The following is a 16438-nucleotide window of genomic DNA, read 5'->3' as shown; positions in this document are numbered from 1 at the left end:
CGAGCAGGTCGCGTGCCTGACCGCGGCCGGACTCGAGCCGCTCCATCGCATCGAGCAGACGTCGGGCGTTAGCCGGTGATCGCATGAGGTGGGCGGTCTCGCGCAGGGACTCGTAATCGTCGAGGGAGACCATGACCACCGGTTCGTGGCCAGCGCGGGTGATGATGACCTCTTCGCGGTCGTTGGTGACCCCGTCGAGGACCTCGGCGTAGCGGGCCCGGGACTCGGTGTAGCTCATCGTCTTCATCTCAACCCCTTCTGTACGTGAAAGTGTACAGGACGCGGAGTTGGTGCTCCTTGTGACTTCCCGCGTCCGGTGCTCTGTAGGCCGAAGCCCGAAAAACCGGATGGGCGCAGCGTCGTCTTGTCGAGGGCTCCTGCGCGGGAGCCGTCACACTTCTGGGCATGGTCTCGATGGCCGGATCGGCGCCGCCGCACGGCGCGGGCCTGCCGGTGGCCATGCCGGCCCGTGGGCGCCCAGTGGTCGTATCGCGGTCAGGTCTCTGCCCGTTCTCCCGCCCGCGGCTGGGTCCACCGCGACGTGGCCAGAATCCCGGCTGCTCCCCTCATGCCCTGGTGGCCTCCGTCGACGGACAGCTCGCGACCGCCCCCGGGCCCGAAAGCGCGGAAGGCTGGGCCCTGTCCAGCCTCGGTGGTAACGTGGGTAACAAATCATGTTACCGGTTACCCGTTACCTGACTTGGAGGGGTTGTCATGTCGACGCCGGAGAAGATCGCTCGAGCCTATGGGGTGCTCGTTGCACGAGGGGACAAGGTCACCGTGCGCAGCGTGCAGCGCGAAGCGGGGGTGCGCATCGGTGAGGTCGCTGCGTGGATGCGCGAGCACGTCACCGGCGTTGCCGGGGATGTGCCCGAGGCCCCAGATCTGTCGGAGGCGATGTCGGCGATGGTGGCCTCGGTGTGGGCCGCGGCGTGGAAGCGCGCCGCGGAGCAGGCGGACGAGGCGACCGCTGTGGCGCTGGATGCAGCCCGCGGCGGCGAGGCCGACGCCCTGGAGGCGGCCGAACAAGCGGCGTCGGAACGCGACGAGGCTGTTGCGGTCCGAGACCGCGCACTCGGCGAGCTCGAGGCAGTGCGCGGCGAGCTCGAGCAGCTGCGCGGTCAGCTCGAGACCGCACGCCAGGACGTCGCGGTCGCGCGCGCCAAGGCCGAGGAGTCCGACCGGGCACGGGTCCGGGCGGAGGCCACCTCGGACACCCTGCGTGAGGTCCTGGACTCGCTGCGTGAGACCGCTCGTAAGCCAGGCCAGTCGGATCAGCCGGGCCAGTCATAGCCAGCCCGCCAAAGCGCGACGCGCACAGACTGTCGGAAGGGGAACGCCATACTGACAGCCGAACCGGCCGTGAGGCCCGCATGGGCGCCGCGGCGGAAGGTGCTGGCGACAGGAGTGTGGAATGTGGGATCTGGAGACCGCGCCGCTGGCTACCGCTGTCGTCGCTGGCGGCGCGGTGGCCTTGCCGCCGCCTAGCGCGTGGGGTCGGCGGGTTCTGCGCGGTGGTTGGCATGCTCGGTGTGCTGCAAGGGTGGCCTGCTGACACATCATGACCGGTCCGCCAACGACAGTTGGCCCCGCCGCCCGGCGAGGCCATCTCTCGGGGACGACTGTACTCCCAAGCTCTAGAACAGCGGCGGCGTGTTGGGGGGCGCGGCGTTGCCGCAGGCGCGGGAGTAGGCGCGCTCGTCCCAGCCGGAGGCGAGGGCGTCGCGGACGGCCACGGACCGGGCGTGACGGTTGGTGTGTTGGGCGGGGTTGCGTATGGCTCCGGTGCGTCCGCACGCCACGGCGTAGCGCAGGTTTGCTGACTGGGTGGAGGCGACGACATGTCCCGGGTCGACGCGAACGCACAGGGGTTCGTTGCAGCGGTGCTCGGCCACTACGCCATCGGCCAGTTGGCCGGCGAGTAGTAGCGCGAATCGGTGCCCGGATTCGGTCCGGCTGACCCCACCCAATCTCCACGTCAAACGCGTATAGCCATCGACGCCACTGATCGCTGAGATCAGGAACCAGCAGCCATCGCCGGGTGCTTTGACCACGCGGGACCAGAACGCGTCGATCGCCGCCTGAGTGGGCGGCAGGGTCGCGCTATAGGGGCGCGACCGTCGCACCGCGCCAGACAGGGTGGGAGCTGGCGTGATCAGTTCCAGGCCCGGCAGAGGAATGTCTACGCCTGCGGTACTGGTGCGCGGGTCAGTGTGGCTGGTCACCGTTGTGATCCGAGGTCGTGCCCGACGTGTGCTCGTCAGTGGTCTCCGGCGTTTCGTCTGCGGTGGCGGTGCGGTTCTTCGCGGCGCGGATCGCCGCGCCGACCTCACGGGCGGACAGGCCGGTCATCTCGGCCAAGTCGGACTGGGCGACGCCGAGGTCCTTCAGCTCGATGAGCGACTCTCCCAGGGCGGCTTCGGCGTCGGCGTGGGCGTCGATCGCGGAGAACACCGCCACGAGCTTGGACTCGCGCTTGCGGGCCCGCTCGAGCTCGTCAGCCATGGCTTGGCGGGCACGGGCCCGCGCGGTCTGTGAACGCGAATCAGTCTTCGTAGCAGCCATAGCCCAAACCCTAAAGCACGCCTACGGCACCCGCGAGCACCGACCACTCCCCCATCCGACCACCGCTGTGCTCATTCTGGCCCCACCTGATACGCCACCGTCGTGGCCATAACCCACACTCGCTCCCGCTCGCTCTAACAGCTACACACAGTAGGCACTACGAGTGAACGACGGGAAACCGCTGGTCACAGCGCCAGGCGCTGCGACGCATAGACGCGCGGATTCTGTCCGCATACGCTGGCGGGTGTGATGAGCCTTCGAGCGGTGCACGCCGGTACTGGATACCAGTACCTGCTGCGCTCGGTCGCCACTCACGACGCCGACCCGCAAGGCATGGCCCTGTCGGACTACTACGCCGCCAAGGGCACCCCACCCGGCGCATGGATCGGGCGCGGGCTCGACGGATTGGAATCGGACAACGCGATCGCGGGGGCGGTCGTCACCGAAGCGCAGATGGCGGCTCTGTACGGCGAGGGCCTGCACCCAGATACCGACCAGATGATGGCCGACGGCCGCAGCCTGTCGGCCTGCAAGCTCGGCCGATCCTTCCCCATCTACACCGGTGGGGTCGACGTGCTGGAGGCCATCGCTGCGGCCGAAAAGGCGTTCCTTCACACCGAGGGCCGGCGCCCCACCAGCGACGAACGAGGACAGATCGCCGAGGGGGTCGCGCGCCCGTTCTATACCGAGAAGTTCGGTTACGAACACGCCTCTGGCAAGGATGTCATCGCCTGGGTCAACCGTGAACGCGACCAGGTCAAGCAAGCGGTCGCCGGGTTCGACTTCACGTTCTCCCCGGTGAAAAGTGTCAGCGTCTTGTGGGCGCTGGCCGATGAGAAGACTGCCTCTCGTGTGGCTGCGTTGCATCACGAAGCCGTGGCCGAAACCTTGGCATGGGCCGAGGACAACGCGATCTACACCAGGGTCGGAACGGGCGGCATCAAGCAGGTTAAGACGGGCGGCATCATCGCGGCTGAGTTCACCCATTTTGACACCCGATGCGGCGACCCGGACCTGCATTCCCATGTACTGCTGGCCAACAAGGTCCAAGGCCCTGACGGGCGCTGGCTGTCGCTGGACTCTCGCGCGATCCATCAGATGCACCAGGCGATCTCGGCCCGCTACGACGCGACCCTGCACGACCTTCTGACCCGCCGTATGGGCGTGGAGTTCCAGGCCCACTACCCGCACCCGGACAAGGCGCCCATCTGGGAGGTCAAGGGCATCGACCGCCGTCTGATCGACGCCTTCTCCTCCCGCCGGGCCCTGGCCAGGCCGGTCTATGACCGACTCGTCGCGCAGTACGTTGAGAAGAACAATCGGCAGCCTTCCCAGCGGGCGTCCTACGCCCTGTGGCAGAAGGCCATCCTCGACACCCGTGACGCCAAGAAGCCCGCCCAATCCCTGGCCGAACACCGCGCCACCTGGCGGGAGATGGCCGAACAGGTTGTGGGCACGCACGCGGTGGATAGCGTGGTTGGCGAGGTCACCGGGCAGGGTCGGAGCCAGGTGTCGCGGGAGCTGTTCGACGCCCAGGTCCACGCCCGCCTGGTGGCCGAGCGGGCGGTGGAGGCAGTGACCGCACGGCGGGCGCAGTTCCGCCGTTCCCACATCGACACCGCCGTTTCCACCTTGCTCAAGGGTTACCGATTCGAGGGCGCCGAGGCCCTGGACCGGGCCCACGAGCAGGTTATGGCCACCGCCATGGGAGAACTCGTGGTGCAGCTGACCCCGCCGGAGATTCTGGACCTTCCCAGCCCTCTGATTGGGCCGAGCGGGGCCGGTGTGGACCGGCACGCCAACGCCGAAAAGTACACCACCCAGGCAGTGCTGGACGCCGAGACCGCCACCCTGGAGGCGACTCGAACCCCGGTCGCGGTGATCGCTACCCGCGCCGATCTCGACCGTGCGCTGAAGGCGCACGAGGACGCCGAGGGTTGGTCCCTCAATGCCGGCCAGACCGCTCTGGCGCAGCACCTCATCGGTGCCGGAACGCTCCTGGCCGCCGGGGTGGGGCCGGCCGGGACCGGCAAGACCGCATCTATGAAAATCGTGGCCCGCACCTGGCAACAAACCGGCCGGTCGGTTGTCGGCCTTGCTCCTTCCGCGGCAGCGGCCAGCGTCCTCGCAGGCGACATCGGCACCGACTGTCACACTATCGACTCTCTGACCTTCACCTGGATGGGCAAGCACCCCACCCTGCCCGGAAAGACTCTCGACGCGTTGCCCGTGATGATCCGCCCTGGCGACATGCTTCTGGTCGATGAGGCGGGCATGGCCAGCACCGAAAACCTGGCCGCGCTGACTGAGATCGCCGCCGAATCTGGGGCCATTCTCCGCCTGATCGGCGACCCCAAGCAGCTCGCTGCTGTCGAGACTGGCGGTCTGTTCGCCGACCTGGCCAGCACCCCAGGGACGCCTCAGCTCCGAGAGGTGATGCGCATGGGCGCCGACACCGACCAATGCGAGGCAACCCTCGCTCTCCGCCAAGGCGATCCCGGCGCACTGGCCCTCTACAACGAGCGCGGATGGATCACCGGAGGGCACCGGGAGCAGATGCTCACCCAGGCCGCCGAGGCGTTCCTGGCCGACACCAAGGCGGGCCGCCAGGCACTAATCATCGCCTCCACCAACGCCGACGTCGACACCCTCAACGAAGTGATCCGAGCCGATCGCATCGCCCACGGACTGGTCGACGACGCACACACCACCAGGGTCGCTCGCGGGGACACCGTGGGTGTCGGCGACACCGTGATCGCCCGCACCAACTCCACGCTGTATTCCGATGACCGCACCTACCTCGGACGGGTCATCAACGGCCAACTGTTCACCGTCACCGGCATCGCCGATGATGGCTCACTGGGAGTACGGGACACCTCCACCGGCCAAGACATGCTCATCCCCGCCAGCTACGCCGACAAGAGCATTCATCTCGGTTACGCCGCCACCATCCACCGCGCCCAGGGCGCCACCGTCGATACCGTCCACGCCGTCATCGACGCTGGCGTGGACCGTGCCGGCCTGTACGTCGCCATGACCCGCGGCAGACGAGAAAACCGCGCCTACGCCGTGTGCGAACCCGTGCTCGATCTCGGCGCCGAGGACGCGCACATGCACTCCGCCGGCGACCACCAAGCCCCAACACCCGAGCAGGTGCTCACCGGCGTTCTGGCCCGCGAGACGCACCAGGCCTCGGCCACCGAAACCCTCCGCCAAGAGTACGCCAGCGCCACCAGCGACGAACGGCTCGCCCAGCTCTACCGCCACGGCGTTGATTTAGCCGCCCGCGATTTTGCCGCCGCCACCCTCCCTGCCTACATCGACGCACTCCCCCGTGCCTTGGCCCACCAGCTCGAGGCAGACCCCGACCAGTACCAGGCACTGGAAGGCGCGTGGACCGAAGCAGCAACCCGAGGCCTCGACCCCCGCGACCTCTGGCAAGAAGCCACCGAAACCCTCGACACCGCCAACAAGCCCGGCACCGTCATCGCCCACCGGATACGCCACGCGACTCGCGAGACCACCGACACCACCACCCTGCCCACTCCCCCACCCGCGGCCCCGGAATGCGACACCGAACTGACCACCTGGCTTGCAGAAACCCATCGCACACTCACCGCCGATCCTGCCGCCCAGGCGATAGCCCCTGCCGCTTCCTTCACTGCCGAGGACTTTGTCGCCTCCTACCTCGCATCCCGGTCCGCAGAACACGAACCCGGCCCGGACACCCATCCCACGACGAGCTCGCCATGGGGGCCATCACCCGACTTCTCCCCCGACCTGTGGTGACTCGCCCCTGCTCGTCAGGTCCCAGTGGTCAGGCTGCGGTGCGGGCCCATTGGTGCGGGGCCAGCAGCATGTCGGGGGCGGGTAGTGCGGCGCGGGCTGCGGCAACTAGTTCCCACCAGCTGTCGGGGTCGGCCTCGCGATGAAGGTCTTGGGCAGCCATCGCCGCACCCCAGGTGGTGGCTGATACTGGCGGGCCGGTGGCGGCGGCGCCGTAGGCCAGGGCGATGTCGGTCGGGTGGATCTGCTCCGCCTCATCAGGATTGGGAAACTCGCCCCACTCGGCCAACGCGTCAGAGCGCTCTGGCTGCTGCCGGGTGGTGAACCACCACACGAACACCGCCGAATGCAGCCGGTACAGGCGCACCCGGTCGGCGTGCGCACCGTCGACACCAGCAGTAGCAGCGGCTCGCGCTAACCGGGAACGACTCCGGTACACCCGGCCATCCGCGGTGCACAGACCCAGAGAGTGCAGTGCGCGCAGTTTGCTGCGCACCGTCGCCGGACAGACACCCAACCTGGTAGCCAACTCACGTACCGATGCGCGACCAGCGGCCAAGTGTGTCCACACGCGCATGCCCAACACCCCCAGGGTGCGGGCGTGCCAAATGTCCTCCCGGGCGCATTCGAGTTCAGCGTCAAGCTGGCGCTGCATCTCTGGAGTAAATAGTGCGCCACTTCTTTGTTCCCCGCCCCCTGGTCTCACAATCCGCCACACTGCCGCCCACGGGCCGACTGCTCGCTGCACGCGGGCGACCCACCCCTGCTGGCACAGGACCTTGAGTCGGTCGGCGACGGTGTCTCTGGTCAGGCCGGCGGCGAGGGCCCAGTCGCGCTCGGACAGGTGCACCTCGCTAGCCGCGGCTGCGAGGGTGCGTGCTGCCAGTGCCAGGAGCACCAGGCGGTCCTGGGCCCCTGTCTTGCCGGCCCACCGGCAGGGCTGGGCGTCCATACGGGTGAGCAGGTCGGCGACAGCGGCCTCGGCAGCTCGGCGGGCAGGCGAAGGTCCTGCCGTGCTGGGCCGGGTGTAGCTGGCTGCGGTGACGGCTTTGGCCCACTGGCGGGCCAACTCAGCTGCCGCGTCGAATCGGGGGGTGCGCTCCCCCGCACTGGTGCGGTGGGTGCGGACAAACTCCAACCCGGGCCAACGGGCGGTGAAAGCGGCCTCGTACAGGTCGCGGTACTGCATCCGGGCGTGGGCGCAGGCCAGCAGGACCGACCACCCCACCGCGGAGGCATCCGTGCGGTCGGTGATCGGGGCGCGGGCAAGGGCACGAATCTGTGGGTTCAGGGGGCGTTTGGGCCCGGAGAGGCACGGATGACCTTGCACATCAACGTGCACAGGAACCGGCGCGATCCCAGCACCGGCGGTGGCTCTGCTGCTGGCTTGAGGGAGTTGTGTCAGGTGCGTGAGTACGGTGCGCAAGGCCCGCAGGGACACCGGGCGAATATGAGGATCCGTCAGGGGCATCGATGTGCCGCCGGCGCGGTGGGGCGAGCCCGGGGCGCGGACACAACCCGTGCGCGAATTAGCCAGCGGGCCCCGATCCAGCGAGGGCCACACGGCGCAGAAAGCGTCGAAGATCGGTGCCAGGCGCTGCGCGGAGACGGCGGTGCTCAACCGGATCCACACGTGGTATCCCCCACCAGGTCCTGACGAGCACACCAGATGCTCGATGCCCGCGGCAGTCAAGGCAGCCGTGCACGCTGCGAGGTCTCTGTCCGCGGTTGAGCCGGCACGGTGGGCGTCAAAATCCAGGGCGAGGAGCCGAAACTTGCCCGATTCATCGGCTAGGTGCAGCGCGAAAGGTGTCCCCTCCCCCGGCGCGCCGTCGGTGAGGCGCCTGGTGGCGGCGAAGGTATGCGCTTTGCGGGAGTCGACACGCACATACGGACGCGGACTCCACGCGCACACCACAGAGTCCCACCACCAGGTGGGATCGAGAGGTATGAGGTTGTCGCGGTCAGAGCGAGACACGCCGACCGGATCGACTGGACCATCCGATGGGTATGACTTACTCTGAGAGGTGCCTGGAAGCACAGCTCTCCTAATTGGTGAGCAACACCGAGTTTGAGCGCCAACTCAGACTCTTGACTTTCGATACCGGCCCACTCGCCAGTGGGCCGGTATCAGTCATTTCAGGTGCTGCATGGAGTGTTCAGTTTTCAGTCAGGCAGCTGGCTACTTCACGCGGGAATCGCCTCCTGGTCGTCGTAGCTCGACACGGCTTCAGACATGCCGAGGTGTGCCGCTGCGACCTCGGCTACGTACTGGTTCATTGAGATGCCACGGGCTGCCGCTTCACGTCGAAGCGCGTCGTAGACATCTGAAGGTACGCGGACTGTCATTCGTGTCCGCTCCCCTAGCGCTGGTCTCCCAGGCCCAGATCGTGTGGTCGCCATGACGTCAAAAATGGCATGCCTGACGTCAAAAATGCGCGCGACACGCGCAAGGCGTCAAACATGCCGCGAGCGGCGCCCTCGAGGACCGACGCGCCTTGGAGGTCGGGTCACTCCCCAATCAGCTGGCTCAACACCCCTGTGACTCCAAGTACTCGACGATGGCCTTGTCGGTGATAGAAGCAATGCTGATGGTGCGGTCGCCAGTTTCGTAGCGGAGCTTGTCTACTGCACGTAATAGACGCGCTTTAGTGGACGGGCGAAGCCGTACGTTGTGCTGCTCTGTCAGTCGCTCTTCTTCAGCTGAGCCGCCTGGCGCGGAAGCCGGGGGCGTGGGAATAGCTGGTGGCTTAGTTCGTGAAGGCCTCTCAGGCAGGTCTGCTGCAGGATGCACAGCTCGACGGATTGCGGGTTCACGTTCGATGCTCATGCTGCAGCTCCTTTGGGGCCAAGCGCTAGCTCTGCTAGCAGATCTGTATACGCGACCTGGAGGGCTAGGGCCTTTCCGCCGGTGAAGCTATGGATCGGTGTGTGCGAGCTATGTGCGTCCTGGCGTGCGGTTAGCTCCGGGATTGAGGTCTTAGCCACCAAGTCCCCGTACGTGTCGCGAAGTTCACGCTCGCGGAATTGGTGTTCGCCGGTTGTTCTCTTGCGGCTCAGGACGAGCTTTTCGAGCACGAGGTGCGGGTTGGGTCGCCTCTGGACGTTACGGATAGTCTCTTGCAGGTTTTCAATCCCGCGGACACTGTCAATGGTCGGCTCAGTGACAGCGATGACTCCGTCTGCTGCGCAAAGCACGGCGAAGAGGAGCTTCCCCAGAGATGGTGGGCAGTCAAATAGGACCGCGTCGTAGGCGGACAGGTCGAGCCCCTCGAATGCGATGTCGAGGCGGAAGATGAGGTCATTGGCGCCGTCAGATTCGATGTTCGCCAGCGCTTCGTTGGATGGGATGAGATCCACTTTGTCCCATGGAGTTGCGATGACTGCGTCGGCTGCCGACCCCGGGACCGTTCGGTTCATGAGGTCGAATGTCGTCATCATGGTCTCCGTCAATTCGACACCGAGGCCCGTCGTGGAGTTGCCCTGAGGATCGACGTCCACCACTAGAACGTTGCGTCCTTGATGGCTTAGCGCACTGGCCAAGCCCAGCGTTGTAGCAGTTTTGCCGACGCCGCCCTTCTGGTTGCAGAGAGCCAGTTTTCGAGTCAATGTCCATTCCTCTCCACGAAGGTAGCCGGGCGAAGCTAGCTGTGACGACAGCTCTAGCGAGCCTAGCTCGAGTAGTAAGACTACCTTGCGTGTCTAGCACAGCTGTGGCAACAACGCTAGCTAAGAAGACTAACTGTGCTTTACAGGCTATCAGTGATAGCAAAGCTATGACTGCGGCGCTAGCTATTACGAAGTAACTAGCGTACGGTGCCAAGGCCAACAGGCCCAGTGGAGTGCGGTCGCAATCGGCTTCAGTCAAGTAGGTCGAGGTAGGTGCGGCGCGCCTTCATTGCGTGAATGACTTCGGTACTGCCGTCGTCGTAATGCAGAGCGACCAATTCCAGCACTCGGGCCTGGGAGTCGAATCCAAGCGTGAGGACCCGTTGGGGGTGGTCGTCGTCGAGTGGTCCGGCCAGGAGGGGAGTGGCCAGCGCGGCGAGGATGTCGTTGTCGCTGATGCCGTGCTTGCGAGCGGATTGCCGGATGATCACGAGGCGGCGGCCCACTGGGCCAGCGCCTGACGGATCGCCTCGGACCGGTTGAGGTGCTCGCGTTCAGCACGAGCCATGACGGCCCCAAGCTCGGCGTCAGTAAGGCGGACCGGCACGACCTTCGCTGCGTGTTCGGCTCGCGCCGGGCGGCCAAGGCGCTTGCCCAACCACTCGGGGTCGTAGCCAGTTTCGGCTTCATCGACCCACTGGGCGATCTGCTCCTCGGAAACGTTGTGGCCCTGAATCTTCCGCTCCATGAACACAATCGTAATACGAATACCTGGCCAGGGGAAGGAACGCACTGGGGTCAGCCAAGCGACGGGTTTGTTAGGTACCCGGGTCCTTCGGCTCTCGCCCGAACCCCGGCTCAACATCATCGCGGCCGAAAGCGTCGACCAGGACCGCCCCGGGCCCTGCTAGCGAGCACCGGCCACACCTGTCGAGACGCTAACAGCGACCACAGGTGCATTTGGTTTTGACCAGCAGTGACGACAGAAACGACATTATCGGCACTTCCACGCGCAGGCGGAAGCCCCGTAGGGAACGCTTGGCGGCGCCCGCGTGGTCAAGCCAGGCAAGTCCTGGTCATACAGCCCGAACTGATACGGAGGTGCTGCGCTCGATGGTCAGCAGTTCGAGCAGTTCGTCCTCGGTCACGACTTCGATCGGCTGTCCCTTGGCTCGCAGTTCGAGGGCTTTGCGGGCTTTGCCGGTCTGAAATTCCGCGAGGTCGTCGCCGCGGAATCCATCGCCGATCACCAACACGGTGGTCTTTCGCGTCAACCCCTTGGCGGGTGTGGCTCCGACGTTTGCGACCGCGTCACAGGCGTCTTGCCTGGTCATGCTGCCCAGACCTCCAGTGAAGACCACAACCTGACCGTAGAGAGGATGCCCGGGATCGGCGTCGATAGACGCCTCGGGAATGACTAATGGGCCGCGAGCAGCGTGACTGGGGGAGCGGAGAGCGCGAGTCTGCCTGCACGGGTCCCAGCCGCCGGCAAAGAGACGACCGAGGTTCACCGTCAGCGCGGCGGTCAGGTGCGTCAGGTCTGCACACTCGTTGCGGTCGGCGAGCGCGAGCAGGACACCGGCGCACGCGCGGGCATCCGCCGCGGCGTCGTGATGGCGCTCAAGCGGCACGCCCAGGTGAGAAGCCACGATCGGCAGTCGGTAGGACACCAGGTCCAAGGCCTGCCGGGCCATGACGAGTGTGCAGCCGTAGGTCCACTCCGGCCACGGGTGTCCAGAGGTCTCGCATGCGTAGCGCACCACGCTGGTGTCGAAGGAGGCGTTGTGCGCCACGACGGTGTGCCCGTCGAGGTACTGCGAGATTTCGGGCCACAGTTCAGCGAACCGGGGCTTGTGCTGGACCATCTCCGGGGTGATGCCGTGGATGGAAACATTGCGGGCAAAGAACTCGTCGTGTCCCTCGGGGGGACGGATCAGCCAGCTACGTTCGTCGGTGACGACGCCGTTGGTGACCACTGTCGCGCCAAGCGAGCAGATGCTGGCGCGGCTGGAGTTGGCAGTTTCGGTGTCGAAGGCGACGAATGTCATCTCGGAGCTCATCGGCCACCCACCGGCAGAGGCCGAGCAGTCGGACTGGAATCCTCGTTGAGGTAGTACCTGAACTGTCGAGGATGACTCTTCGGCAATCCTGGGTCTCGAGGCAGTGGGTAGGCCGCTGTGAGACGAATCGATTCCAGCTTGCCCCACCCGGTGGCCAGGTCTTTGACGGTGACTCCGAGAGCGAAAGCTGCGCGCCCCTGGCCTTCCCGTGAGGCCTGCGGGTTAGGGGTCCGGGTGGTGAGCGATGCCAGGTCGGGCCAGCGTGGTTCGGTCAGGGCGCCCAGTCCTTGCCGCTCAGGCGATTCGAGAACCGCGGTGAACCGGTTCTTCAGCTCGGCGATCTCAGCCTCAACCCTGCCGATTGCGTCTTCCACGGTGAAGTACCCGGCGATCTCTGCCTGGTCCACTTCGGGCATCGGGTCGTCCGTCGTCTTGACGACGAGCCGGCCCCCAAGAAGCGCCCGGAGAAGCTCGCGGTCGTTGCGTTCAACCGTCCAGCCGCCGAGCTGGCGGGGCAAGTCAGCGGCGCCGTTGACATCGATGAGGCAGACGTAGAAGCGGTCTGCCGTCAGCTCGACGCACGCCACGGGCGGGAGGTAGTCCATGTGTCCCCTTGAGGTTCCGGAGGGGTGTTCACATGGGAATTTACCGCTCAGTGCATCCGCGATGGCGGGTTTCTAAATTTCTTCGAAGAAGTCCTCGCCGATGCGATGCAGCACGACGGTGTGCGATTCCTGCACTCCGACGCCGTACTGGACCAGCAGGCGGGCCAGTCGAGCTCCGTCGATGAGTTCGATGCGGGCGTTGATTCGCTCGGCTTCCAGTAGGGCGCCGCGGGTGAACGACGAGGTTGTGATGAAGACGCCTCGGTCGCCTTGTTTGCCTAGGAGGGCGCCGGCGAATTCGTGGATGCGTGGGCGGTCGACGGTGCGGTCGAGGGCGTAGCGCTTGGCTTGGACGTAAATGCGGTCCAGTCCGAGGGGGTCTTGGCTGATGATGCCGTCGACGCCGGCGTCTCCGCTGGCGCTGGTGCGCTCCACGTTGCCCGCCCTGCCGTAGCCCATTTTCTCCAGCAGGCGGATCACGAGGTCTTCGAACCCGGTGGGGGACAGGGTGAGCGCTCGGTCGAGGAGTTCGGTTTCCAGGGTGGCCTGGTTTTCCAGGACCGCGGCGTCGATGAGGTCTTGTGGGGTGGCGATCGAATCGTCCAGGTCCACCGGGGGTTGCGGTGTCTTGTTGCCGTCTCGGTTCCGTGCTCGGTCGCGGAAGGCTCGGAAGGGTTCGAACTGTTCGAGCACGGTCAGGTCGACACGGTCGGGGTGTTCTGCGAGGACACGGCGCCCCTCGGCGGTGATGACTGAGTAGCCGCGCCGTGGGCGGTGGATGAGCCCTGCCTGGGCCAGGTAGGAGGTGGCCCATCCGACCCGGTTGTAGATCAGACGTGAGCGCCCCGACGGGGTCATCTGGGCCCGCTCTTCGGCGGTCAGGTTGAACTGGTCGGCCATGGCTTCTTTGAGGTCGCGCAACCGATGTTCGCCTCCGTCGGCGAGGTACTCAAGGACCGGCCGCATCAGGGTCTGATAGTCCGGGATCGTCACTGTGAGTCCTCGGTGGTGAGGCTGACGACGAGTTTGGTGGTTTCGGTGGCAACGGTGATGACTCTGGCGATCAAGTCGACGATGTACTTCGGATCGCCGACCTCGTCGCACCAGTCGTTGGGGTCGTTGACGATGCCGGAGGGTTTGTCGGTCTTGACCTGCCACCGATCGATGATCCAGCCAAGCGCCGAGCGGGAGCCGAGCATGTAGTCGTCGGCCTCGGCCGGGATGCCGGTGATCGTCACCTTCGAGTTGTAGATGATCGTGGTCGGGTCGTTGACGAGCTTGCCCGTCTCCTCATCGCGGATGCGGCCCCACTTCATCTTCGACACCCGCCAGGTCTCGCGGTCCTCGGCAGAAGCGCCCTTCTTGAGCTCGACCTTCACGGGGTACGGCTCGACCTTCTCGTAGTTCATGTGGAGGTCTGCGAGCATTCGGCCTACACGAGCAACCGTCTCGAACCGGTCCCGGGTTTCCGGGGTCGGGATGTGCGGCAGCATTTTCTTCAGGTCAGCGGCATAGTCGATCCGGTAGTGCGGATCATGTAACTGGCCGTAGACGTAGTAGAAGATGTCGTCCTTGCTCACCTGGGGACCCACATCCTCGCGGTAGATCTCGAGGATCTCATCGGTGATGTTGTCGACCCGGCGATACCCGTACTCATCGACCTCGGTGTCGTTGGCCAAATTGAACCCGCCATCTGCCGCATCGACCTTCTTATAGGTCCACCGGGGGAAGAACTGACCGCCGCTTCCAGCCCCGGTGACATGGAGGTCTGGCAGGGAATTCAGCATCAGCACACTGAACGGCACAGCCGATCCATTACCGACCTGGTAGAAGCCGATATTGGTGTGGTGGGGCGTCGGGAAAATTGATCGGAGCTGGTAGAGCCTATCGTTTAATCGCGAATCGACGTAGGCCCACTGTGGGCTGAAAGGCCTGTAGGTCGACGGATAGACGAACTCGTCGCGCCACTCGAGTTGGGTCCTTCGGAGGACTTGCTGTCTGAGGGAGTGGTTCCAGCTGATCTTGCCCCCCGCTGTGTGGTGGGGGTTGTCTCCTAGGTATCGGGTGAGATTCTCGTCGGTGAGCTTGGAGGCGCCGCGGCTGTGCTGCTCGAACTCGGTCTTGACGGTTCGGTACTGATCAAGCAAGTTTTCGATGTTGTGGCCGAGCTCTTCGCTGGAGTAGTTGTAGCACCAGGCGTCCCGGCCGGTGGAGAGGCCGCGCGAGTGTGCGGTGAACACGGTGACTTGGCCGGGCTCGCGCTTCTTGGCGCCAATGGCGGGCCAGGTTGCGAAGGTGTCGTCGCGTTGGCCGATCCAGTCTCCATGGGAGTTGGGGATGATATTTGACCAGGCGATGCTGCTCAGATTGGCATCGGCGATGATGCGGAGCTTCTCTTCTCGGGTGAGGTAGTCGCCGATGTCCCGGTAGGAGATCGCGCAGGGACCGGAATGTGCTGGGTTCTTGACCCCGATCCAGATCGCGATGGTGGCTTGGGAGCCTGCCCCGAATATCTGTCCGCCTTCTTCTTTCCAGTTGGATTTGCGCATGTTCCCGCGAAGGTTGAACACGTAGATATGGCTGTATTCGTCGGCGAGGCTCAGACGGATGCCGTCGGCGGTGTTGCCGTCGATCCAGCCACCGTTGGAAACGAACGCGACGACACCTTGGTCGCCGATGCGGTCGGTGGCCCAGCGGAAGGCTCGCAGGTAGGAGTCGTAGAGGCTGTTTTTGTTGGTCGCGGTGGAGCGGGCCGCATACGACGAACTGATGCGAGAATCGAGGTGCGGGTACTTGACGTTGGCGTTGAGGTCATTCGCCGATCCCTGGCCCACCGAGTACGGGGGGTTGCCGACGATGACGTTGATCGGAGTCTCGAGCTGCCGGGTGATGCGGTCGTTGTTGGCGGGAAAGACCTTGAGGTCGAGCTCATCGCCTTGTTCGTGGATCTGGAATGTGTCAGCGAGCACGATGCCGGGGAACGGCTCGTAGTCGGCGGTGTCGGTGTGGCCGGCGATGGCGTGGTAGGTGGTCTCAATGTTGACCGCGGCGATGTAGTACGCGAGAAGCATGAGCTCGTTGGCGTGGATCTCTGACGCGTACTTACGGGCTAGATCCGCCGGTTGGATCAGTCCGGATTGGAGCAAGCGGGTGATGAAGGTGCCGGTGCCGGTGAACCCGTCGAGGATGTGCACGTCTTGATCGGTTAGGCCTCGGCCGAAGGAGTCGCGCAGGGCTTGGTCGGTGGCGCGGAGGATGAAGTCGACGATCTCTACTGGTGTGTAGACGATGCCGAGGGCGTCGGCTTGTTTGGCGAAGCCGAGCTTGAAGAACTTCTCGTACAGTTCGGCGATGACTTGCTGTTTGCCTTCGGCGGAGGTGACTTCGGAGGCGCGGACGCGGACGGAGTCGTAGAAGGAGTCGAGTTTCGCGGTCTCGGCGTCGAGGTTGGCGCTGGCGAGTTGGTCGACCATGGTCTGCATGACCTTGGAGACCGGGTTCTGAGCGGCGAAGTCGTGGCCCTCAAATAGGGCGTCGAAGACGGGTTTGGTGATCAAGTGTTGGGAGAGCATGCTGATCGCGTCGTCGCGGCTGATCGACTCGTTGAGGTTTGCCCTCAGTCCGTCGACGAAGTCGTCGAACCCTCGGGTTAGTTCGGTATCGGCGTTGGCGAGGGTGGCGTTGATGCGGGTGATCTGCGCGGCGGCGATGTCGGCGACATCGGCGGCCCAGTCTTCCCAGTAGGTGCGGGTGCCGACTTTGTCGACGATCTTGGTGTAGATCGCCTCTGTCCACTCAGATAGGGAGAACAGG

At 65.2% G+C, this 16438-nt stretch carries 15 protein-coding genes; 2 read left to right on the top strand and 13 right to left on the bottom strand.

Annotated elements, in window-relative coordinates; all coding sequences use genetic code 11:
• On the bottom strand, nt 1-247 hold a 247-nt coding region (locus DPA01S_RS14115; protein ID WP_061917250.1), incomplete at its 3' end, for a type II toxin-antitoxin system Phd/YefM family antitoxin.
• Nucleotides 248-714: 467 nt separating this feature from the next.
• Between DPA01S_RS14115 and DPA01S_RS14110 the strand changes: the two genes are divergently transcribed.
• Complete coding sequence (locus tag DPA01S_RS14110) at nt 715-1293, top strand: DNA-binding protein (RefSeq protein ID WP_061917247.1); 579 nt, start codon at nt 715-717, stop codon at nt 1291-1293.
• A 344-nt stretch (nt 1294-1637) separates the two neighbouring features.
• Here the strand turns inward: DPA01S_RS14110 and DPA01S_RS17345 are convergent, their stop codons facing one another.
• Both DPA01S_RS17345 and DPA01S_RS14100 read right to left on the bottom strand, forming a co-directional pair.
• The gene (locus DPA01S_RS17345) at nt 1638-1895 is read right to left on the bottom strand and encodes a hypothetical protein (RefSeq protein ID WP_232303171.1); all 258 of its coding nucleotides are present in this window, start codon (nt 1893-1895) and stop codon (nt 1638-1640) included.
• 313 nt (nt 1896-2208) lie between these two features.
• A complete protein-coding gene (locus DPA01S_RS14100; RefSeq protein WP_061917243.1) occupies nt 2209-2505 on the bottom strand; it encodes a hypothetical protein in 297 nt (98 codons plus the stop codon).
• Nucleotides 2506-2814: 309 nt separating this feature from the next.
• Here DPA01S_RS14100 and mobF point away from each other — a divergent pair, with 309 nt between their 5' ends.
• On the top strand, nt 2815-6354 hold the full coding sequence (gene mobF / locus DPA01S_RS14095; protein ID WP_232303172.1) for a MobF family relaxase: 3540 nt from the start codon (nt 2815-2817) through the stop codon (nt 6352-6354).
• Nucleotides 6355-6382: 28 nt separating this feature from the next.
• Here the strand turns inward: mobF and DPA01S_RS14090 are convergent, their stop codons facing one another.
• The 10 genes from DPA01S_RS14090 to DPA01S_RS14055 all read right to left on the bottom strand — a co-directional run.
• Nucleotides 6383-7579: a DeoR/GlpR family DNA-binding transcription regulator gene (locus DPA01S_RS14090; protein ID WP_061917237.1), complete on the bottom strand. Its 1197-nt coding sequence runs from the start codon at nt 7577-7579 to the stop codon at nt 6383-6385.
• A gap of 959 nt (nt 7580-8538) precedes the next feature.
• Complete coding sequence (locus DPA01S_RS17610; RefSeq protein ID WP_159110332.1) at nt 8539-8700, bottom strand: toxin-antitoxin system HicB family antitoxin; 162 nt, start codon at nt 8698-8700, stop codon at nt 8539-8541.
• A 181-nt stretch (nt 8701-8881) separates the two neighbouring features.
• On the bottom strand, nt 8882-9181 hold the full coding sequence (locus tag DPA01S_RS16470) for a hypothetical protein (protein WP_083961826.1): 300 nt from the start codon (nt 9179-9181) through the stop codon (nt 8882-8884).
• Nucleotides 9178-9960, bottom strand: a complete 783-nt coding sequence (locus DPA01S_RS14085; protein WP_031264777.1) for a ParA family protein — start codon at nt 9958-9960, stop codon at nt 9178-9180. The genes DPA01S_RS16470 and DPA01S_RS14085 overlap by 4 nt, the downstream gene beginning before the upstream one ends.
• A gap of 251 nt (nt 9961-10211) precedes the next feature.
• Nucleotides 10212-10466: a hypothetical protein gene (locus DPA01S_RS14080; protein ID WP_061917234.1), complete on the bottom strand. Its 255-nt coding sequence runs from the start codon at nt 10464-10466 to the stop codon at nt 10212-10214.
• Complete coding sequence (locus tag DPA01S_RS14075; protein WP_061917231.1) at nt 10448-10708, bottom strand: ribbon-helix-helix protein, CopG family; 261 nt, start codon at nt 10706-10708, stop codon at nt 10448-10450. The genes DPA01S_RS14080 and DPA01S_RS14075 overlap by 19 nt, the downstream gene beginning before the upstream one ends.
• A gap of 328 nt (nt 10709-11036) precedes the next feature.
• Nucleotides 11037-12008, bottom strand: coding sequence for an exonuclease domain-containing protein (locus DPA01S_RS14070; protein ID WP_063935701.1), 972 nt, complete (start codon nt 12006-12008; stop codon nt 11037-11039).
• An 8-nt stretch (nt 12009-12016) separates the two neighbouring features.
• Entirely contained in the window at nt 12017-12625 is a 609-nt protein-coding gene (locus DPA01S_RS14065) for a hypothetical protein (protein ID WP_061917223.1), read from the bottom strand.
• 72 nt (nt 12626-12697) lie between these two features.
• Nucleotides 12698-13618: a restriction endonuclease gene (locus DPA01S_RS14060; RefSeq protein ID WP_061917221.1), complete on the bottom strand. Its 921-nt coding sequence runs from the start codon at nt 13616-13618 to the stop codon at nt 12698-12700.
• The coding region (locus tag DPA01S_RS14055) for a type ISP restriction/modification enzyme (protein WP_157076979.1) at nt 13615-16438 on the bottom strand (2824 nt) is incomplete at its 5' end. The genes DPA01S_RS14055 and DPA01S_RS14060, both read right to left, overlap by 4 nt.

Origin of the sequence: Dietzia papillomatosis NBRC 105045, assembly GCF_001570845.1 — a bacterium.
Lineage (GTDB): Bacteria > Actinomycetota > Actinomycetes > Mycobacteriales > Mycobacteriaceae > Dietzia > Dietzia cinnamea.
The sequence above is the reverse complement of the archived record's forward strand: the minus strand, read 5'-3'. Positions and strand labels throughout refer to the sequence as shown.